This is a genomic window from Streptomyces sp. DH24, assembly GCF_029813775.1.
GTDB lineage: Bacteria > Actinomycetota > Actinomycetes > Streptomycetales > Streptomycetaceae > Streptomyces.
In genome coordinates, this window is the sequence record NZ_JARVKW010000012.1 from 60,117 (window position 1) to 79,036 (window position 18,920).

Annotated in this window: 21 protein-coding genes; all 21 read right to left on the reverse strand. The window is 70.6% G+C overall.

What is annotated here, in order from left to right; translation table 11 throughout:
• Window positions 1-789 precede the first annotated feature (789 nt).
• The 21 genes from QC282_RS12355 to QC282_RS12455 all read right to left on the reverse strand — a co-directional run bounded on the left by QC282_RS12355 (window position 790) and on the right by QC282_RS12455 (window position 18,868).
• The gene (locus tag QC282_RS12355) at window positions 790-1,137 is read right to left on the reverse strand and encodes a hypothetical protein (protein ID WP_279549337.1); all 348 of its coding nucleotides are present in this window, start codon (window positions 1,135-1,137) and stop codon (window positions 790-792) included.
• A 17-nt stretch (window positions 1,138-1,154) separates the two neighbouring features.
• A complete protein-coding gene (locus QC282_RS12360; protein ID WP_279549338.1) occupies window positions 1,155-1,340 on the reverse strand; it encodes a hypothetical protein in 186 nt (61 codons plus the stop codon).
• A gap of 8 nt (window positions 1,341-1,348) precedes the next feature.
• Window positions 1,349-2,272, reverse strand: a complete 924-nt coding sequence (locus QC282_RS12365) for a peptidoglycan recognition family protein (RefSeq protein ID WP_279549339.1) — start codon at window positions 2,270-2,272, stop codon at window positions 1,349-1,351.
• Window positions 2,273-2,337: 65 nt separating this feature from the next.
• Window positions 2,338-2,835 (reverse strand): hypothetical protein, encoded by a 498-nt coding sequence (locus tag QC282_RS12370; protein WP_279549340.1) that lies wholly within the window; start codon window positions 2,833-2,835, stop codon window positions 2,338-2,340.
• Entirely contained in the window at window positions 2,832-3,269 is a 438-nt protein-coding gene (locus tag QC282_RS12375) for a hypothetical protein (RefSeq protein WP_279549341.1), read from the reverse strand. Before QC282_RS12375 ends, QC282_RS12370 begins: the two co-directional genes overlap by 4 nt.
• An 11-nt stretch (window positions 3,270-3,280) precedes the next feature.
• Entirely contained in the window at window positions 3,281-5,731 is a 2,451-nt protein-coding gene (locus QC282_RS12380) for a LamG-like jellyroll fold domain-containing protein (protein WP_279549342.1), read from the reverse strand.
• Entirely contained in the window at window positions 5,732-9,493 is a 3,762-nt protein-coding gene (locus QC282_RS12385) for a hypothetical protein (RefSeq protein ID WP_279549343.1), read from the reverse strand.
• Between the two features lie 62 nt (window positions 9,494-9,555).
• Window positions 9,556-10,137: a hypothetical protein gene (locus QC282_RS12390; RefSeq protein ID WP_279549344.1), complete on the reverse strand. Its 582-nt coding sequence runs from the start codon at window positions 10,135-10,137 to the stop codon at window positions 9,556-9,558.
• A gap of 9 nt (window positions 10,138-10,146) precedes the next feature.
• The gene (locus QC282_RS12395) at window positions 10,147-10,659 is read right to left on the reverse strand and encodes a hypothetical protein (protein ID WP_279549345.1); all 513 of its coding nucleotides are present in this window, start codon (window positions 10,657-10,659) and stop codon (window positions 10,147-10,149) included.
• A gap of 7 nt (window positions 10,660-10,666) precedes the next feature.
• The gene (locus QC282_RS12400; protein WP_279549346.1) at window positions 10,667-11,653 is read right to left on the reverse strand and encodes a phage tail tube protein; all 987 of its coding nucleotides are present in this window, start codon (window positions 11,651-11,653) and stop codon (window positions 10,667-10,669) included.
• Window positions 11,654-11,656: 3 nt separating this feature from the next.
• Complete coding sequence (locus QC282_RS12405) at window positions 11,657-11,878, reverse strand: hypothetical protein (protein WP_279549347.1); 222 nt, start codon at window positions 11,876-11,878, stop codon at window positions 11,657-11,659.
• Between the two features lie 22 nt (window positions 11,879-11,900).
• On the reverse strand, window positions 11,901-12,365 hold the full coding sequence (locus QC282_RS12410; protein WP_279549348.1) for a hypothetical protein: 465 nt from the start codon (window positions 12,363-12,365) through the stop codon (window positions 11,901-11,903).
• Complete coding sequence (locus tag QC282_RS12415; protein WP_279549349.1) at window positions 12,366-12,905, reverse strand: hypothetical protein; 540 nt, start codon at window positions 12,903-12,905, stop codon at window positions 12,366-12,368.
• Between the two features lie 13 nt (window positions 12,906-12,918).
• Window positions 12,919-13,143, reverse strand: a complete 225-nt coding sequence (locus QC282_RS12420) for a hypothetical protein (RefSeq protein WP_279549350.1) — start codon at window positions 13,141-13,143, stop codon at window positions 12,919-12,921.
• Window positions 13,143-13,535 carry a hypothetical protein gene (locus tag QC282_RS12425; RefSeq protein ID WP_279549351.1) on the reverse strand — a complete coding sequence of 131 codons (393 nt, stop codon included), beginning with the start codon at window positions 13,533-13,535 and terminating at the stop codon, window positions 13,143-13,145. Before QC282_RS12425 ends, QC282_RS12420 begins: the two co-directional genes overlap by 1 nt.
• 44 nt (window positions 13,536-13,579) lie before the next feature.
• Window positions 13,580-14,830: a phage major capsid protein gene (locus QC282_RS12430; RefSeq protein ID WP_279549352.1), complete on the reverse strand. Its 1,251-nt coding sequence runs from the start codon at window positions 14,828-14,830 to the stop codon at window positions 13,580-13,582.
• A 63-nt stretch (window positions 14,831-14,893) separates the two neighbouring features.
• Window positions 14,894-15,646, reverse strand: coding sequence for an HK97 family phage prohead protease (locus tag QC282_RS12435; RefSeq protein ID WP_279549353.1), 753 nt, complete (start codon window positions 15,644-15,646; stop codon window positions 14,894-14,896).
• On the reverse strand, window positions 15,633-16,961 hold the full coding sequence (locus QC282_RS12440) for a phage portal protein (protein ID WP_279549354.1): 1,329 nt from the start codon (window positions 16,959-16,961) through the stop codon (window positions 15,633-15,635). Before QC282_RS12440 ends, QC282_RS12435 begins: the two co-directional genes overlap by 14 nt.
• Window positions 16,958-17,134, reverse strand: a complete 177-nt coding sequence (locus QC282_RS12445) for a hypothetical protein (RefSeq protein WP_279549355.1) — start codon at window positions 17,132-17,134, stop codon at window positions 16,958-16,960. The genes QC282_RS12440 and QC282_RS12445 overlap by 4 nt, the downstream gene beginning before the upstream one ends.
• Window positions 17,131-18,648: a terminase gene (locus QC282_RS12450; protein WP_279549356.1), complete on the reverse strand. Its 1,518-nt coding sequence runs from the start codon at window positions 18,646-18,648 to the stop codon at window positions 17,131-17,133. The genes QC282_RS12445 and QC282_RS12450 overlap by 4 nt, the downstream gene beginning before the upstream one ends.
• Window positions 18,590-18,868, reverse strand: coding sequence for a hypothetical protein (locus QC282_RS12455; protein WP_279549357.1), 279 nt, complete (start codon window positions 18,866-18,868; stop codon window positions 18,590-18,592). The genes QC282_RS12450 and QC282_RS12455 overlap by 59 nt, the downstream gene beginning before the upstream one ends.
• Window positions 18,869-18,920: the final 52 nt, after the last annotated feature.

Below are 18,920 nucleotides of genomic sequence, written 5' to 3' on the forward strand. Positions count from 1 at the left end.
CCCTCTCTGAACAGCTCGTCACTGTCAGGGTATGGGGCGAGACCTTTTCTGTGGGAGGACGACCTGATTTCCACCTGCGGGCATGACGAAAGGCCCCCTCCCGCCGTAGCGGGAGGGGGCTCGTTCACGGGTACTGCCGGCGGCTGGGGTCGAGGGCGAGGGAGAGCGGGCCGCCGCCCGGCTCGTCGGGTGGTGGTGCGCCGTCGCGTCGGCAGACCAGCGCGTCGGGATCCCAGGACGGCGCCTGGAGGCTGTAGCCGTCGGGGCACGCGGGCCCGGCTGGTCCGGCCGGGCCTTGCTCGCCGCGCGGTCCCTGCTCGCCTCGGGGACCCGTCTCACCTTGAGGGCCCCGCTCACCCGGCGGCCCGGACGGACCGGGCGGCCCCGTCACTGTGGCGCCGGGCTCGCCCTGCTCACCCTGCGGGCCGGACGGGCCGGGCGACGGCGTGAGCGTTGGGCCAGGCTTCCCCGGCTTACCCGACGGGCCGGGCGGCCCTGTCACGGTGGCCCCGGGCAGTCCTGGTGCTCCTGGAGGGCCGGGTGGCCCCGTCACCGAAGCTCCCGGCTCCCCACGACTACCGGGCGGGCCCGCCACAGGGGTACCGCCGAGGTTCTCCACCTGGCGCGCGAGCGCGTCCCTGGCGGCGTGTTCGGCTCGCAGGTCCCGCGACAGGTTCACCACCAGCACAGCCAGGACGACCAGCAGCCCAAGCACCAGCAAGGCCGTCAGGATGCCCAGCCACTCAGCACGCGGTACCGGCCACGACCTGCGCCGCCTGCGGAGACCGGTCATTTCGTCACCACCGCCCACACCGAGATGGCTGCGGCCAGCAGGCCCATGAGGACGGGCACGATCATCTGGTACAGGCGTGCCTGCCGCTCACGCTCGCGGCGGTCATGCTGATCCCGCTGGTACGTCTCGAACGCGTCCTCAAGGGCGTCCCGGGCGTCCCGGACCTTCTGGACCTCCTGCGACAGGGCGGTGATGCGCTGGTCGGTGTACGCCGATTGCAGCGTGTACACCTCGGTCGAGACCACCTTGTCCAGCCGCGAGTTGATGCCCTGGGCCATGGCCTGGACTTCTTGGCGCAGGGCGGTGACCTGGCGCCCGAGCTCGCCGACGCTCAGGTCCTCCACGTGCCGCTCCTATCTGCTCAGACGCCCGGCCTGGGCGGCTTGTTGGGCACGGCCCACGTGATGCCCCACGCGGCGAGGACGGCGAGCGCGATGGTCACGCCTTCCCCCGTGGTCACCACGTTGTCCTGTACCGCGGTGACGCCGGCCGCGGCCCCGGCCGCGAGGCCGGACACGACGGCCTTGGCGATGCTGGAGATTCGCATGGGTGTGCTCACTTCCAGTAGAGGCCGCGGGCGCGGCTGGTGGTGACGGTGATGGACTTCTGGTCGTCCGGGTCGACCGGCCAGTAGATGGCCTCGAAGCGCAGGCGCTCGTCCGGCCGGATCGCCCCCGCGTTGTGGAAGTCGGCGAACGTCGACCCGGCGGTGCCGGTGCGCTCGCAGATCCCCGACGTCCACCGGTCGCCGTCCGGCCGGTGGTGGTAGAACCGCCCCTGGAGCGTCGCCCCTTCGGGCAGGTCGGCGGTGAGCTGGACCATCACCTGATAGGCGCGCGCGCCCGCCAGCAGGTCCGTCTTGCCGTCGATGCTGAGGGTCGTCCACTTCTTCGGAATCAGCGGCCGGTCGGTCGCGTCGTACAGGCCGAGCGTGTTCGGCACGTCGTCTCCCTCCTGCGAAGACTCCGGGGCGGCAGGTCGAGGCGCGCCGGCCTTCACCCAGGCGTAGACGGCGTCGCCGGGGCAGGCGGTGGCGTAGCCGTCGCGGTGCCCGCCCAGCCAGGTGCCGGCCGGGCCCTCCCGCCGGCAGTACTCGATGGCGTCGCGCGCCCCGTTGAGCTGCGCGACGGTCGGCTTCGTCAGCCCGGACGAGCCGACCATCAGCAGCACCGCGTAGTCCTGCTCGTTCAGGGTGGTGTTGCCGTTCGCGCTGTTGCGGCGCTTCAGACCGCGGCCCTCGTACACGTAGCCGTGCGTGCAGACCACGAACGAGTAGCCGATATCGGACCAGCCGTTGCCGTCCATGTGCTGGGCCTGGATCTGCCGCACGTAGTCGTCGCACCGGTCGTGGGCGCGGTCCGAGTAGGCGGTACCGAGGTAGTGGAGTTTCACGCCCCGGCGGGCGCGGCTGTACAGGGTCGCCCCGTTCGGGGTGCGGTACGGCCGCGCCCCCCACTGGGCTCTGGTGACGAGTCTCAAGGCGGGCCCCTTCCGGGCATGAGGAAGGCCCCGGCCGGCGGCGCGGGGCGGCGGTGAGGAGGGGGTCAGGATGCGGATTCATACACGAAGTCGATGCGCAGTTGGGCGCCGGCCGCCAACGTTTCGGGCCGGGTGGGGGTCATGAAGTCGACGCGGGTGTTCGTCGCCGAGATGTTGAAGAACGGCGAAGTGGTGGTGGCGTTCGGCGAGATGATGATCTGCCCGGACCAGCGGTCGGTGCCCAGCAGGTGAGCGTGGCCGACGACGGACGCTCCCGCGTTGGCGGCCTGGGCGGGCAGGCTGAAGGAGTAGTTGCCGGTGCCGTAGGTCGTGGTGCTGCCGGTGGTCAGGTTGATGTGGCAGAGGACCGTCCGGCCGATCTTCATGTACCGGCCGGTCAAGGTGGCGTTGCCGAGCGAGGGGTTGCTGCTGGACGCGGTCCATGCGGGGGTGTACGCCGTCCACGCGGCGAACATGCTGTTGAACTGGTCGCGGATCTCCTGGTTCATGGTCGCCGCGGAAACCACCTCGCCGACAACCCAGGTGCGGGGTGCGAACGTCACGTCGGTTCTCCCATCGGGCCCGGGTCCGGCGTCGGCTCGGGCGGCCGGTTCGGATTGTTCGGGTCGTCGGGGTGCCACCAGTTCCTGAAGCCCGGCTTGAGCGGCAGCAGCGCCGCCTCCACCGCGTCGACGTCCTCAGGGAAGGTGAGCGTGCACCAGCCCCACTGGCATTCGGTGCACGCGTACCGCGGGTCCGAAGGGGAGACGACCTGCGCCGAGCCGCAGGACGAGCAGTCGGCGATCCACCGGTTCTGGTTGATCCGCGCGTAGTACGTGTCATCGACCGTGCCCTCGGGCGGAATGAGGCGGCGACCGGTCCGGTACTCCATCCACTTCCAGACCAGCTCGGCGGCAGGCACGTCCGCCCAGGCGTCGGGCGGGAGCTGGGAGGGCGGCAGGTAGAACGTCTCGGCGCGCACGACAGCGATGGGCACGAGGTCCTCTTTCAGTAGGCGAGGCGGGTGGTGGAGTCGAGGACGGAGTAGGTGGCGTCGTCCAGGACCCAGACGGAGTCGTTGGCCGAGGCCGACGTGTGGAACTGGATCAGGTGCGAGGCCTCTTTGATGGTCTCGGCGTAGCCCTCGACGGTGACCCGCAACGCCGAGGCCGGCGCCTGGGCAGGCAGGTCGTACACGCTGAAGTAGCTGGAGATGTCGGCGTCGAGGATGTCGAGATAGTTCGGCATCGTGTGCGCCTCGACGGCCACCTCGCGCAACTCCGGGCCCGGGTTGGCGTAGCGGGACACCAGCCAGTACGCGGCGTCCAGCACCGAGTTGTCCGACGTTTTCAGCACGCTGAGCTGCTGCGGGTAGGCGCCGAACGCGAGGACGGACGCCGGGGCAGTAACCCGCTGCGTCGCGCCGCCCGGCCGGGACGCCTCAACGTCGTTGACCAGCTTCTGGTCGTCGTCGGCCAGCTGCACCCGCGAGGTTTCCAGGTCCGCGTAGGAGATGGTGAACACCTCGGACGACGGGTCGGGGTTGTAGCGCAGATCCCGGGACTGGTAGCCGAGGCCGTACCAGTCCCGCTCCGCGTACAGCCGGGCCGACTCCGTCGACTCGACCTCCCGCATGCGGGCCACGACACCCCTGCCGCCCTCGCCCTGCCCGGCCACCGGATCATGCGTGGCGCCCCACACGGTCACCGACGACAGGCCCGCGTACCGGGCCAGACGCTGGATCCGCTGGTCCGCACGCTCGCCCGCATAGCCGTTTGCGCCGGCGTTCCAGTGGTCGACGAGGCTTTCCCCGATCAGGCCGCCCTCCTGAGGGCTGGGTGCGTAGACGGCGACGTGGCCGATGCTGCCCGCCCACAGCCGTCCGGCCCGCCAGCCGCCGATCTGAAGCAGCCGCAGGTCCGCAGCCGGTACCGCGATGTCGCCGTTGACGAGGACGCCGTCGATCCACACGTCACCGGTCGCCGGCTCGTACAAGACGTGGTGCCAGGAGCCGTCGGTCAGGGCTGGGCCGCCCACGGCCTGGACCTGCAGCGGGCCGGCGTCGGCGGTCCATTCCACCTGCAGTTGGCCGCCGGACGAGAGGGTGAGGACGATCTGCGACGAGAGCGAAGAGGAGGCCAGACCGAGGATGGCCCGGGACGCCGTCGTGGTCTTGACCCAGGCCTCGATCGCCAGGAAGCCGTTGGACACGGCGTCGGCCACGCTGGAGCCCAGATCCGCCGCCAGGTACTTCCCGGCCGTGGCGGACGCGGGGGTGAAGGTGGGCTGCTGCCCGCCGGTGGCCGGCGGGCCGTCGTCGGTGCCGGGAGTGAGGGTGCCGCCGCTGCCCGCCTGGGTGATGACCAGGGCGGGGCGTCCGGCGCCGGACAGGTCGCCGCAGCTGGTCGAGTCGGTGGGCTCGGTCATCGGGTAGTAGGCCAGGGGCCGGTCGGCGATGATCTCCTCGGCGAGCATCGGGCGCAGCGGCGGCAGCCGGTTGAGCCGCTTGAAGAGGTCGGTCGCCGTGACGGTGACCGTGGAGACGAGGCCTTCCCAGTCGACCGGCCATTCGTTGACCATCCCCCAGAACCGGGGCCGCACGGTCGCGCCGAGCAGGTCCCACTCGATGTAGTCCGCGGTCCCCCCGGTCCGCGCGGTGGTCATCGACACCATGAGCGTGTCGGCGGTCGCCCAGCTGGGGGTGGCGAGAGTGCGGCGCACCGTCCAGCCGAACCCGTCCCCGCTGGTCTCCCAGTACACGGTGCCGGTGCTCTCCCGGATCCGCACCCACAGGTGATCGATCGCCGAATACGGCAGGTCCACCGAGGCGCCGTCGGAGAAGCTGACCTCGTTGATGCACCGGAGCGTCTGCGCGACGGCGTTGTACTGGAATCCGAGGCGCGTGCCGCTGGTGCTGGAGTCGATCGTCCAGTTCGCGCGGGCCGAGGAAGATCCGTTCGCGGCCGGGAGCGTGGGCAGGCGGGCGCACAGTGACGAGCCCGGCAGCCGCCACTCGCGGGCCGACTGCAGGCCCGCACCGACACCGGGGGTGAGCGGGATCCGTGCCCGGCCCCCGACGACGCCAGCGCCGCCGTAGGCGTTGGTCCACAGACTGCTGTTCAGACGTGGCGCGTCGAAGTCGTCGCCGAGCATGGCCAGCGGGTAGGGCGCCGGCCCGGACCGCGTCGGGATGACCGCCACCGAGATCCGGATCGGTGCGTTGCGCCGCACGTAGGGGTAGTACGGCGAGGCCGCGTTGCCCGGGGTGAACCTGCCGTCCTGGTTGTCCAGGCGGAGGGTGGCGCTGCCGGGCTGCGTCTCCGACAGCTCGTCGGCCGCACCCCGCCTGATGGCCACCCCCTGCTTGAGCACGTCGACGTAGGACGAGATGTCCGTCCACGTGATGGTGGTGGGCGCCTGCACCAGACCGCCCCACCCCATCTCCACCAGCAGCGCCACTCAGGCCACCCCCAGGTTCACGTTCAGCCCGTGATGCCGTTTCAGTTCGAGCAGCAGACGCTGCACCTCGCGGGCCACCGCCGCCGGATCGTGCACGCCACTGACCTCCACCTGGATGTTCACCTGCTGCGACCGGGACGCCCCCGCGACCGCGGCCCACCCCGGTACGGGACGGAGCGCCGCCCGCCCGGCCATGTGGCCGGCCACCGCGCGCATGGCCCGGTCGACGTGCGGCAGGCCCTCCATCACGCCGACCGCGATACCGCGGGCGGTGTTGACGCCGTCCGGGATCATGGCGCGCGCGGGGCTCTTGATGCCGAGGGCCTTCTTCAGCGCCTTCTGCATCGCCTTGGCGATCTTCTCCATGACCTTTTCGAGGTCCTTCTCCTGGGACTCCAGCCCCTTGAGGAACCCCTTGCTGGCGTTCTTGCCGCTGTCATACAGACGGTCGGCGCCGAGCTTGCCGAGCTGGTCAGTGGACTTGTCCAGATAGGACTGCAGATTGTTGATCTGCGTGAAGGTGGCCTTGTCCGCGCCGACCAGCGCTGAGGCGTAGGCGTACCCGGCCTCTGGGCCCATGTTGAGGATCTGCCGCAGCAGGCCCTTGTTGAGGCCCTTCTTGGCGAGGATGTCGATGTACTTCGTGAACTGCTTGATCTGCGCCAGCTTCTGCTGAAGCCCGGCCTTGATGCCGCCCGCCGTTACCTCCTCGGGGGCCATGCCGAGGTTGCCCAGGCCGGCGTTCTCCCGCGCGTTCTTCGTGACGTCGCTGGCGAAGGTCTTCGCCTCGGCGATCTTCGCTGCGACCTTGTCCCGCTTCGCCGCCAGGTCGAGGAGCTTCTTCGTCTCCCGGTCGACCATGCGCAGCAGGCCGGACTCTTTCTTGCCGGAAAACGCCGTCTTGATGTCGGTGGCCAGATCCTTGGCCACGGCCTTGATCTTGTCGCGGGACCCGGTCAGGCCGACGATCAGACCCTTGCCGATGTCCTTGGCGAGCGCGGCCGTCTTCTTCGACGGCGAGCGGATCTCCAGCTCATCCCGGATCGCCTGCGTCACGCTGGCCGCCATGGCACGGCCGGCCGCGTACACGCCGGCCGTCGAGCCGAGCCCGGTAGCCAGGCCCTGGGCGGCGGCCTGCCCGGCGCCGAGCGCCCCCCGCCTGATGCCCCGGGTCCTCGTCGCGTCGATGACCCGCGCTGCCTCGCCGAACAGGACCAGCTCGGGCCCGTTCTCACCGACCATGGCGTACTCGCCCGCCTCAGGCGTACCACCCGCGGCGTACTTGGAGACGCCTCCCTCGCCCCGCACCGGGCGCCCGCTGGTGTTGGAGATGGCGATGGTCTTGCGGATGGTGGTGATCGTCACCGTCTTGCCGGTGATGGCGGCGATCTGCGCGCGGATCGACCGGGCCAGCGCACTGGCCCGGTCCCGTGCGGCGAGCGTGACCGTCTTGGATTTCAGCGCGTCCCGGGCTCGCTGCACCGCGGCCACGTTCGCCTTCGCGTTCGCGGTCTCCGCGGTCACCCTGAACCGGCCGTCCTTCAGGCGGCTCACCTTGAAACCGAGGTCGCGCAGCATTCCGACCGCGTCCTTGGTCAGCGCCGACACCGTGACGGACTTCTTGCCTGGCGCCTTCTTGACCGCGGAGATGACGGAGTTCAGACCGCGGACGGCGTCCTCGGTGCGCATCTCCAGGCGCATCTTCTTGTCGGGCATCTTCAGCAGCGTCGACGCCAGCCGCTCAGCCTCACGCCGGTTGCCGGTGATGGCAGTGATGTTCTCGACCAGGGTCTTGCGGCCCTTGTCGTAGATGCCCATGACGGTGTCCCAGGAGGCGCCGTTCTCCCGGGCCTTGGCCGCCGCGTCCTGGGTGGCCGCCGCCATCTGCGACAGGGCGTCGCGGTTCGCGCGGCCCTTCTCCGTACCGGCGTCCAGCGTCTTGCCGTTGGTCTGCAGCGACTTGGTCACCGCGTCGACCGCTGCCTCGAACTTGGTCTGCGCATCGAACGCGGACCGCGAGGTGTCGGACAGGGCCTGGATCGACTGGCGCAGCCCGTCCGCGGACAGCTTCTGCGCGGCGAGCTTCTGCTGCACCGACTGCGCCTGGGCACCGAACACGCCCTGCGCCTGAGCCGCGAGTTCGGCCTCGAACTTCGCATCGGCCAGAGCTGACTTGTAGTCGCCCAACTCGCTGGTGAACTGCCTGGCCGAGCCACCACCCTTTACGTATGCCTCGGTGTAACGCTTGAGAGCGGCGGCGGCCAGGTCGACGTCGCCGTTCGCCACGAGATTGGCGAGGCTCTTGTCGACGCTGTCGATCCACCCCTTAGCGTCCTTGATGGGGGTGGAGTCCCAGCCCGTCCACCCGACGAGGAACTGCTGCACCTTGTCCGTGGTCGATGGGTCGGTCAGGGCGCGGACCTTGTCGTACAGTCCGCCGAGGTCTTTGCCGAACGCTTTGGATGCCTCACCGGTGACGGCACCGGTGGCGCCGAGCCGACGCATGGACTCGGTGAGTTTGTCGACGTTCGGCGGGGCGGTCTTACTCCGCTCTGCAATCTCCGTGATGGCCAGCAGAGCGAGCCCGATGCCCGTGCCCGCCATGGCGATCTTCGTCGTCCGGCTCAGGGCGAGGACGGCCGCCCGAACCGCAGCCAGCCGACCGGGCGCCGCCGCGGCGGCGGTGTTCATCGCGATCAGTCCCCCGGCGAACCCGACCAGCGCCGTGCGAGCAGCGACCATCCCCAGTGCCGCGGCCTTCGTCAGCTTCAGGGCGATCGCCAGCTGCAGGAAGACCGCGATCGCCCCAGGCGGGACGGCGGACACCAGCCTCGCCAGGACATCGACCACCTGCAGCAGGCCGACACCGACGTCGCCGCCTGCCTCCAGCACGTTGAACAGGGCCGTGCTCACGTTGCGCAGCACGCTCGCCACGGTCGGGCCCTGGGCGCGCGCCCACTCCAGGAAGTCACGGGCCGGGCCGCCGATCTCGCCGTCGCCCACGCGCAGCATGTGCACCAGCTCGTCGTTGACCCGGCGCAGGGTGCGGTCGGCGAACGCCGTGAACTTCGCGTTGACCCGGTCGAAGCCGGGCGTCGCCATCTGCCCACCGAGAATGGTCATGAACCGGTCGGTCCCAGCCGACGCGACCTTGACCAGCCCCGTGGTCTTCGGCAGCAGAGCGTTGGTCAGCTGCAGGCCCTTGGTGACCGGGGCCATCGTGTCCCCGGCCAGGCTGTCCGACCACTCCTTGTACTCGTCCTTCAGCACGCCCAGGGCGGCAGCCGCCTTGCGCGTCTCGGGCGGCATCTTCGCCACCGTCCGCGCGTACTCGGCCTGCGCCGTCACGGCCTCCTGCGAGGTCGCGCCGGACTTGGCGACGGCGTCCTCGTACTTCTTCTGCGCCTCCGACGCCTCGCCCAGGGCGCCGAGCTGCGCGCCGAGCGCCACCCCCATCGCCGCGACCGCGACCGCCACCGTGCCCGCACCGGCCGCGATCGGGGCCAGTGACGCCGCGGCCGGGATCGCCGCGGGGGCGAGCAACAGCGCCGTCTTCTTCAGCTCGCTCAGAGCCTTGCCGCCGGCCTCGGTGTCCCTCTGAAGCTGGGACAGGTTGCGGGTGGCGTTGTTGCTGAAGCGACGCACGGCGGCGTCGCCGTTGATGGACATCGTCAGCAGGCGCCGCCCGAGCCGGTCACTCGCGTCCCCGGCCCGGTCCATGACCCGGGACAGCAGATCCTGGCCGGTGAGGACAAAGTTCATGGACGGCATCTAGGCACCGCCTTCCGCCTGCAGGGCTGCCTGGTGCTGCTCGATCCAGGCGGTCAGGTTGTAGAAGTCGCCGACGGTGAGGTCATCGACGGCGGCCGGGGGGATGTGGAGGAGGTGGGCGAAGAGTCCGAGGTAGGCGTCTCGGGCTCGCTCGATGTCGGGCTCGGGCTCGCGGAGCTGTCCGGCTCCGTCACCGGCCGGACGCTGTCCTCGGCGGGCGTCTCTTTTGGGCCCGGGGCCCGGGACGCCAGCAGCTTGCGCGCGTACTCGGGATCGACCGCGACGTCATCGATACGGCCGCTGATGATGCCCTCGACCGTCTCCCACTCCATCTCCGGGGCGACGGCGTCGAGGGTGGCGTCCAGCCAGCGCTGGATCTCCTTGTTGTCCATGCGGGAGGTCAGCTCGGTCACGCCGGGGTCGAAGTCGCCGAAGCGGAGGCTGGGCTGGCTGCGCTTCTTGATGACCCAGACGATGCCGCGCATGGCGTCGAGGTCGTCCTCCTCCAGGCCGCGCAGGATCTCCTGCCATTTCATGTCCACGGTGCGCTGGACGATCGCCGCCTCGGACACCTTCAGGCTGGAGGCGTCGTAGTGCTCGGGCTCGCCGTCGGCCGGGGTGTAGACAACGATCACGTGGTTCTCCTATTCGAGGCGGCGGCGCACGTCATCGACAATGCGCTCGACTTCGCGGGTGATGCGCGGCTGGTGCGCGCGGATGGTCTTGTTCCAGAAGTCGCGCTGGGCGCTCTGGTTGGCCCAGCGCTTCTTGTTGCCGAACACGGGGTGCCGGAGGCGGCCGAGGTCGTTCATCTGGTTGACCGCCCCGATCGGGATGTCCGGTGGCAGGAGCGCCTTGTCGAGCCAGACCTTGGCGCCCGGGTTTCCGGTCGTGCGGACGCTGAGCCGGATGGCGCGGGCGATGCTCTCCCGGAACGGTCGCGTGGTCGGCGAGGGGCCGCCGCGCTTCCCGGCGCCACGGCCAGTGGACTGCAGTGGCTGGCTGTGGACGGCGTTCTGTAGGTCCGCGCGGAGCGGCTCGGCTGCCCGTCGGATGCGGCGCAGGTAGGACTGCCGGATGTTTTCGTGACCGGCCCGGCGCAGCCGCGCGGACAACTCCAGCAGCTGGCCGGTGCCGACCACGCGGACGCTCTGCACCGCAAACTCACAGGGTGGCGTCGGTCGAGATGTACTCGATCTTCACCGGGTTCGTGCCGTCGTACAACCCGGTGAAATTGAAGGTCGGCTTGACCACGCCGAAGCCGTCCACGACCGGCGGACCCTCGTCCAGGCGCACCGCAGGCAGCGTGATCCGGAACGTCTCGAAGAACGTGGTGGCGATGTTCGGGCCGACGAACTCCCACACCAGGGACGTTGCCCCGTCGCTGGTGTGCAGGTCGTCCAGGGTGGTGCCGACGTAGTCCGTCTCCAGGTTCCCGGTGACCTTGACCTGGTCGTTCTCGATCGGCTCCTTCTTCAGCGCGCTCTGGTTGGCGTAGTACCGCTCCACGTCCTGCGGACGCTCGATCTTGCAGGACATCTTGCGGATGCCGTCCAGCGCCGTCTCCGTGCCGAAGGCCCCGGCCTTGACCGCCATCTGCCCGAAGTGGAAAGGGCTCATGTTGGCGTAGGACGCGGCGGCCAGAGTCTGCGTCTCGTCGCAGTCCCGGCCGTCGATCTCGAACGTGCTGGTGAGCATCTCGCCCACGCCGCACGCGAACTCGCCGCTCACGACCTTGCAGCCGACGAACGTCTTGTCCGTGACCGCGCCCGTCGTCAGCGGCACGCCCTTCTGGATCGTCAGGCTCTTACCCGCGACGGACGCCAGGGTGTGCGTCTGCAGGTACGCGGCGGTCGTCGCCTGCTGCACCGGCGTGACGCTGGTCCCCATCAGGGCCTGCAGCAGCAGCCCCATGCCCTTGTTGGTGACCTCCAGGTCGATGCTTCCGCCCGCCTCGCGGCGCGTGACCACCCGGCGGGAGGACAACGCCATCAGCCGCCCGGCCGCGATACCGGCGCTCTGCGCCGTGGTCTTCTTGAGAGCCAGGCTCTCCTTGGTGAACTCGATGAAGCGGGACGGCGCGACGAACGTGCCGTAGGTCGTCTCGGCGGCGATGCCCAGCTGGGCGCCGAGACCGGAACCGATCGCCATGGATCAGCCCTCCTTCTGCGGCTTGGCCGCGGTCTTCCGCAGCGGCAGAGCCGCCGTCTCGGTCTCCTGCGGGCGGGGCTCCTCGACCGGCTCCCAGGTCGCGGGCTGGCAGGCGTACCCGTCGAACCGCTCGTCCGGCACCTCAACGACTTCGTCCGGCTCGACGGCCCGGCCCAGCTCGGGCACGGTCACCGGCTCGGGCCCCACGTAGCGCACACGCGCCATGGCAACTCCTCAGGTGGATGGGTCAGATACGGGCTCGGCAGGAGACCGTGAACGCCAGCCCGGCAACGACGCCTTCGGCCTGGGCCTGCTGCAGGTTGCCGGCCGTGAGGTGCGCCCACAGCACGGTGCCGTTCAGCGTCGGCGCCTCGGGCGCCTCGTTGGTCGCGCGCAGCGCCGCCTCGACGGCGCCGACCAACACGAACACCCGATCGCGGACGACGCTCATGTCCTTGTCGCCGCGCCGGGATTCGGCGTAACAGGAGATGTCGAAGTCCTCGTCACGGGTGCGGGCCCCGGCCCCGTTGAAGGACTGAGTCAAGGCAACGGCCGCGTCGGCGCCGGGCTGCCAGCCGACGAGGATCATGTCCCGCTCGCTGGCGTTGGTGGACTCCGGGCCGTCCACGATGCGCACCCCGGCCAGGGCGGGCGCCGCGCGCAGGATGTCCAGCAGCGCGGCCACCGCCGCCGGCACTCGGGAGGTCTCCATCTACGCCACCCCCGGCGGCAGCTTGAACGGCTCCAGCAGCTGCAGCACCCGGTTGGGCACCGCGTAGCCGAAGCCGGGCACCGGGTCGGTGACCGACCAGTCGTCGGCGCCTCCCACCGGTACCCGCGTCGCCCCGTACTGGGTGCGCCACAGATGCTGCAGCAGGATCAGCGCCGCCAGCTTGATCGTCGGCGGGACCACGGCGCGGCCGGCGGTGTACGTGACGGTGTACCGCCCGGCAGGCCAGGCGCCGCCGCTGCGGCTGATGAGGCCCGCCGGGCCGTCCACGGCCAGCGTGTCAGCCGGATAGCTGACGCCGCCGCCCGTCAGCGCCGTCACGGCCAGCACCGGCGGGTGCAGCACGGACAGCGCGGGCCCGCCGCCGCTGACGGTGTCGGTGACCGCCCGCTGCTCGACCACACCCACGTAGCCCTCAATGACCGCGTCCAGGGAGTCGACGTACAACTGCAGCTCGACGTCGTGAGAGGTGCTCTCGATGTCGAGCTGCCGTTTGGCCTCGGACAGCGTCACCAGCGCCATGCCCGCCCCCCTTCTATGACGTGCCGCGCGGCGGCGTCTTGCGGCGGGCCGGGCGCCGGGCGGCCCTCTCGGCGGAGGGCGGCTGCTCGGGCGTCTCCACGGGCTCGGCGCGCACCAGCTCGGCGCGCACCCCGTCCGCCCAGGCCGCGGCCTCCGGGCCGGGGAGGTCGATCTCCTCCCCGGCCCGCCACGAGAAGCCCGCGCCCGCCACGCTGGTCAGCATGCGGATACGGGCCATCAGTCGCCGAGCCCCTGGTGAAGCCGCTCCACCTCGCGCTCGGCGCGGGACTCGGCCGACTCCTTGGCCTTCTCCTGCGCCTCCTTCAGCGCCTTCACCTCGGCGTCCGGCTCGCTGTCCCCGGTGCCGTCGTCGGCCGGGCCGGCGCTCACACCGCGCGCAGCGACATCGACCGCGGACACCGCCTGCACGGCGAGCTGCTCCTTCGCCGCGGCGATCGCCGTGTCCTTGTCGCCGATAAACTCCGGACGGACCTGGTCCATTGAGCCGTCGGCGCGGCGCGACGCCATGACGATGCGGTCGTGGTCGCCGTGCTCGGCCGCGGCCGGGGTGGGCTTGTCCTGCAGGACCCCGCCGTCCGACGGGGTCTCCTTCTTCGGGCTGGTCGCCATGAGGGCGTCCCTTCCTGTGAGTCGGCGTCATCGCCGGGGCCGGATCAGGTGGCGGAGTTGCGGTAGGCCTTGTACGCGGCCGTGTCCTGCGGCGTGCCGTCCGTCCGCGCGAACGCCAGGAAACCCACCTGCAGGTAGTCCGCGTACCGCTCGGCCAGGCGCAGCAGCTGCACGTCCTGCACGTCGCGGATCAGGTAGCCCGCGTAGAAGTCGCCGAACAGGATGGACTTGGCGTTGGCCGCCATGGCGGGCATGTCCTGGTTGATCGTGTACGGGTAGCCCAGCAGGCTGTCCGGGACGCCGACCTGAACGGACGGCTCCCACAGCGGCCGGTTCTGGCCGTCCTTCAGCTTCCGGGCGGCGGCCAGGGTCCCGTCGGCGAACATCCACCGCACCCGCCCGGAGTTCCGGTACGCCGGGTCCACCGAGTGGGCCAGGTCGATCAGGTCGTCGTAGGTGACGGACGTGGTCTGGCCGGTGGCGCCGGTCTTGCCGACCACCGCGTTGGTCTGCACGCCCTCCGGCTGGGCGGTGCCCGTGCCGGTGGTGAAGTGCTGGTTCTGCGCCCGGCCGATGCGCCGGCCGAGGACGCCGGCCAGCCACGACTCCAGGTCGAACGCCTTGTCGTTGAGCAGCTGCAGGCTGACCCTGACGAGCTTCGACGTGTACATGTACGCGCCGATGTCGTTGGTGCCCAGCGTCACGTCCTGCTCGGTCACCTGCGAGTTCTCGGCCAGGATCGCGCCGACGTTCGCGGTGTCGTCGTTCGTCGGCCACGGCAGGGTCGCGCCGGTCTCCGTGGTGATGACCTCGGCCACGTCGCGCATCGAGCTGTAGAACTTCTGCGCCTCGATCAGCTTGGCCCGGAACGCGGGCGGCACGATGTAGCCGCCGGCCGCGCCGGTGGCCACGCCCTGCGCGCGCAGCTCCTTGCCGTCGACCCAGCCCGAGCGCAGCACGGTGCGCTGCTCGCTGGTCAGTTCGGTGGTGCCGTCGCGCATCCACGCCCGGTACGCCTCGGCGTAGGCCTCGGCCTTGTCGGGGCCGCCGTGCCGTTCCTCGTCGGCGTCCCGGGTGGCGTCGATGACCTGCGAGTAGTCGACGTTCGCCAGACGGGCGTGACGCTCCTCGCGCTCGATGTCGGCGGACAGCCGCTCGACGTCGGCGAGGGCGGCGTCCCACGCGGAGCGGTCCTCGGCGGACAGCTCGGCGTCCGAGGCCGCGCGGTTCTGGAACTCCTGCGCCTTGTCCCAGGCGCTCGCTCGCTGGTCGAGCAGATCCTTCAGGGTGGGCATGCGTGCCTCCAGCACGAGAAGCCCCACGCCGTCACGGCAGGGGCTGAGGGATGGTGGGTGCTGCTACCGCGCCAGGCGGTAGCGGGCGGCGAGCAGCTCCATCTGCCTCGCCTGACGGCCCCCAGTGGTCTCTCCCGGCTGGGTTGCGTCACGGCCCCGAGTGGCCGCCGTGGCGGCCGGCTCGCGGCGGAAGTCGTTGAGTTCGGGCCGGTGGGCGGCCCGGCGGTCGAAGGCCTCGTCGTCGCCGCGCGCGGCCAGCGCCACGCCGACCGAGCGCAGCGCGGCGTCGGTTCCCTCGTAGGCGGGGAAGGTGACGGCGGACACCTCGAACAGCTGCACCTCACGGATGATGCGCAGCTCAGCCTGCATCTCGCCCTCGGACGTATCGACGGTGATGGTCTCCCAGTCGTCCTTGATGACGCGGAAACCGAACGACATGCCGGTGATGTTCCCGTTCTCCAGATTCACGGCCAGGTCGGCAACGTAGGACAGGCGAGTGTCCAGGTCCGAGTTGACCGCGAGACCGACTTGGTCCTGCGCCAGGCGCAGGCTTCCAGCCGAAACACGGGAGACGACCAGGCGGGTGTCGTGGTCGATCAGGTACCGGGAATCGCCCTCGGACAGGGTCTTGGTGTAGGCACCTGGCGCGATCTCCTCATAGAAACCCCAGGTGAACGGGTTACCAATGGCCGTGCGCTGGTTGAAGACGGCGGCGTGCCCCTCAAACTGCAGCACGCCCTGGTCGTCGCCGGCTGCGCGTAGCTGCACCCCGGCCGCCGCCAGGGCGAGATCGCGGCGCTCCTCACGATGCGTCATCGTCGTCGCCCTCCTCGGGTCGCGTGGGGTTGAGCAGTCGGTGTGCCTCGGCCAGGTGCCGGGCGGCGCGGGCCGCCCGGTCGTCGGGTGCGGTCTCGGCGGGCGCAGCCTGAGCCGCTAGAGGGTCGCTGCCGAGCGGCGCCATGTACATCGGCTGCAGCCGCATATCGCCCTCGGGACCCTCGATCGGCGTGAGGTCTTCCAGCTCGCGGATGTCGTTCGCCGAGTAGGCGCCGCTGTCCCGCATCGCCCGGTAGAACGTCGCCCGCGCCGAACTGTCCCCGCGCAACAGCCCGCCCAGCTGGTACTTGGCGTACTGGTCGGCGGGCAGCAGCTCCTTCGTCACGCGCTGCTCCGTCGGCGTCAGCCACGTCGGCGCCAGATCCCAGGTGACAAACCCCTGCGCCTGCTGCTCCAAGCCCGTGCCCCAGCTGGTGGACTTCTGCGTCTCCATCAACAGGAACAGCGGCACCCCGAACATGCGGGCCACTTCCACGACCTGGAACTGCCGGGACTCCAGGAACTGAGAGTCCTTGTACGGCATCGTCACCGGGTGGAACGACGCCCCGGAGTCCAGGACGGCGATGTCGTGCGCGGACTGATGCCCGCCCAGCTTCGCCTTCCACGACGCCTTCAGCTGCTCTGCCTGATCCCGGTTCAGGCGCTGCTCGGTCTGCAGCACCCCGGAGATCATGTTCCCCGAGCCGTACAGCTTCGCCGCCGCCTTCTCCGCAGCCAGCCCCAGGCCGATACCCTCGGCCGCCGCACGGATCGGCGAGCAGCCGGTCACCCCGTCGTACCCGAGGGCGGGCAGGTGCAGGATCTCCCGGGACGTCCGCCGCTGCCGCACCCCCTGGTCGTCCTTGACCCAGAACACCTTGCCACCCGGGTTCTCCGGGCTCGGCTTCTCGCGGTCGACCTTCACCCGGTCCGGGCGGATCGGCCACAGCTGCACAACCTGCCCGCCGCCGTTGCGGATCTTCTGCAGGTAGGCGTTGCCCCACAGCAGACGGTGCACGTACACCAGCCGCCACAGCTCGAACCGGGTCAGCTCCGGGTGCGGGTCCTCCAGCAGCGCTACCGTCGTGCGGTCCTTGGTGCCGTCGGCGTAGGTGTGCAGGGGCAGAGCCGCCGACACGTTCGCGATGACCGCGACGGCCCGCCACACGGCCGGCATGTGCAGCGCGCTCGTCTCGGTGACCTCCACCCCGGCTTCGCCGGACGCGCCGCCCAGCAGGTTCACCAGGCTGTCGGAGGTGAGCGGCACCGCCGGGTTCTCCACGGAGCGGCGCTCGAACAGGCCGAACAGACTCATGGCCGCGCCTCCTTACGGGGTGCCGGCGGTGGCGCAGTCAGGGCCCGCTCGACGGCCACCACGCCCGCCAGGCCGCCCAGGATGAGCGCGGCGGGCACGTACACCAGGGCGACACCGACCAGAACGGTGAGCGTGAACACCAGCTCCAGAAGGTGCAGGGCAGCGTTTCTCACCACAGGTTCGGCGCTCCTTCTTCCTCGACCTCGACGCCGAGACCCCACTTGGCCAGCGTCGCGGCCACGAGCGGGCTGATGTCCACGGACACGATCCGCCGCGCCCACGCCCAGGCATCACCCAGCGGACGCCTCTGCGCGCCCGCCAGCGCCGACGCCAGCGGCGCCTGATCCAGATGGGACAAGGTCTGCTCAGCGACCGCGTCGAAGAACTGGCCGCACGCCGCGGCCACCTCCCGCGCCTTCGGCTGCACCACCTCGACACCCAGACGCTCCTGCAGATCCGCGATCAGCGAGCCCGCCGGGCCGCCGGCATCGACCACCCAGCACCGCGGCTTCCACTTTTCGTGCAGCTCCGCAGCCCGGTCGAGAATCCAGCCGGTGCCCGGCCGGTGGTCCACGACCTCGACGTGCGTGCCGCCCCGCCACTCACCGGCCACGGCGATCGCCGCGTGCGACCGCTCCGGGGTCATGTCGATGGCGAACGCCACCGGATCCGACGGCTGGGACTCGGCAGCCGCCAGCGCCCGCCAGGCGTCCTCCCCGATGACCTGCCACGTGTCGGCGGTGTCCGACGGATACTCGCCCACCCCAAGCCGCTCACGGGCGTACCCGGCCGAGCTGAGCGTCGCCCGCTCCCGCGCGACCTTCTCCAGCGTCAGCCGATAGCCGACACCCGGATTGGACTTCAGCACAGCCTCGTCGGACTCCGGGTCGTCGTGCGCCATGCAGTCCGGCGGGCACTCGTCCACGTGCGGATCCGCCGACCACTCCATGTAGGCGAGCGACGGATCAGGACGACCCACCTCGATCGCGGCAAGCGCGCGACGCCGCAGACGGCCCAACTGCACGGACGGGGCGCCGATACCGGCACTGCCCAGGTACCAGATCTGCGGGTTGGCGACAGCGGCCATCGTGGGCAGCAGCGCGTCCATCGCGTCGTCGCCCAGGATCATGTCCTCGTCGAGGATGTTGCAGTCGCCGGTGAAGCCGCGCCCGCTGCCCTTCGAGCGGGCAATGAAGCGGAGGACCTGGCCGGAGTGCAGCTCGATCGACTCCTCGCCGACCGTGTACCGGTACGCCTTCACGCGTTTGTGCAGGTCAGGGCATGCGCGTATCAGGCGCTCGATCCTCTTGAACGCGTTCTTCGCCGTCTTGAACTCGTGGGCCGACAACAGGATCAGCCGCTCGCCGCCGATGAACAGACCCCACAGCACGCGGGCCTCGATCACGCCCCCCTTGCCGTTCTGGCGAGGGACGTTCACGCAGCACTCGAACGCGGCCCAGGTGCCGTCGGGCTTCTCACCCATGCCGACGCGCAGCACGTGCTGCTGCCACGGGTCCAGCACCAGGCCGGCCCGGGCCGCCAGGTCGATGGCCTCCTGCCCCGCGCTGGACACGGACGGCGGCGCGGTCTGGATCGGCGGCGTCTGCCAGCCGTACACCGTGCCGTCGTCAGCCGTCGGCGGACTGCTGTCGGGCAGCTGCTCGGCGCTTCGCTCGCTGCTCAGCAATGTCATCGACCGCATCCCCCTTCGACTGGACGGGCGCGAGCCTGCGCAGGTCGGCCAGCACCGCACGGAGTTCACGGGCAGCGACCGCCCGCGCGGTCGGGGCTTCGGCTTCATCGACTGAGCGGGCGAGGCTGGTGGCGAGTTCAGCGAGACCGGGCGAGACCGGCTCCACGCCGAGCTGTTCGATCTCGGCGTTGACCGCGTCGGTGACCGCGCCCATGATCACCCCCGAGAGTCACACAGCGTAAACGTCACTCAGGGTGACTGCCGCT

What these genes read in the sequence shown, in the direction of transcription:
- QC282_RS12360 (WP_279549338.1), bottom strand. Translation starts at nt 1,340, where the DNA reads ATGCGAATCTCCAGCATCGCCAAGGCCGTCGTGTCCGGCCTCGCGGCC.
- QC282_RS12385 (WP_279549343.1), bottom strand. Translation starts at nt 9,493, where the DNA reads ATGAACTTTGTCCTCACCGGCCAGGATCTGCTGTCCCGGGTCATGGAC.
- QC282_RS12400 (WP_279549346.1), bottom strand. Translation starts at nt 11,653, where the DNA reads ATGGCGATCGGTTCCGGTCTCGGCGCCCAGCTGGGCATCGCCGCCGAG.
- QC282_RS12405 (WP_279549347.1), bottom strand. Translation starts at nt 11,878, where the DNA reads ATGGCGCGTGTGCGCTACGTGGGGCCCGAGCCGGTGACCGTGCCCGAG.
- QC282_RS12410 (WP_279549348.1), bottom strand. Translation starts at nt 12,365, where the DNA reads ATGGAGACCTCCCGAGTGCCGGCGGCGGTGGCCGCGCTGCTGGACATC.
- QC282_RS12415 (WP_279549349.1), bottom strand. Translation starts at nt 12,905, where the DNA reads ATGGCGCTGGTGACGCTGTCCGAGGCCAAACGGCAGCTCGACATCGAG.
- QC282_RS12420 (WP_279549350.1), bottom strand. Translation starts at nt 13,143, where the DNA reads ATGGCCCGTATCCGCATGCTGACCAGCGTGGCGGGCGCGGGCTTCTCG.
- QC282_RS12425 (WP_279549351.1), bottom strand. Translation starts at nt 13,535, where the DNA reads ATGGCGACCAGCCCGAAGAAGGAGACCCCGTCGGACGGCGGGGTCCTG.
- QC282_RS12430 (WP_279549352.1), bottom strand. Translation starts at nt 14,830, where the DNA reads ATGCCCACCCTGAAGGATCTGCTCGACCAGCGAGCGAGCGCCTGGGAC.
- QC282_RS12435 (WP_279549353.1), bottom strand. Translation starts at nt 15,646, where the DNA reads ATGACGCATCGTGAGGAGCGCCGCGATCTCGCCCTGGCGGCGGCCGGG.
- QC282_RS12440 (WP_279549354.1), bottom strand. Translation starts at nt 16,961, where the DNA reads ATGAGTCTGTTCGGCCTGTTCGAGCGCCGCTCCGTGGAGAACCCGGCG.
- QC282_RS12455 (WP_279549357.1), bottom strand. Translation starts at nt 18,868, where the DNA reads ATGGGCGCGGTCACCGACGCGGTCAACGCCGAGATCGAACAGCTCGGC.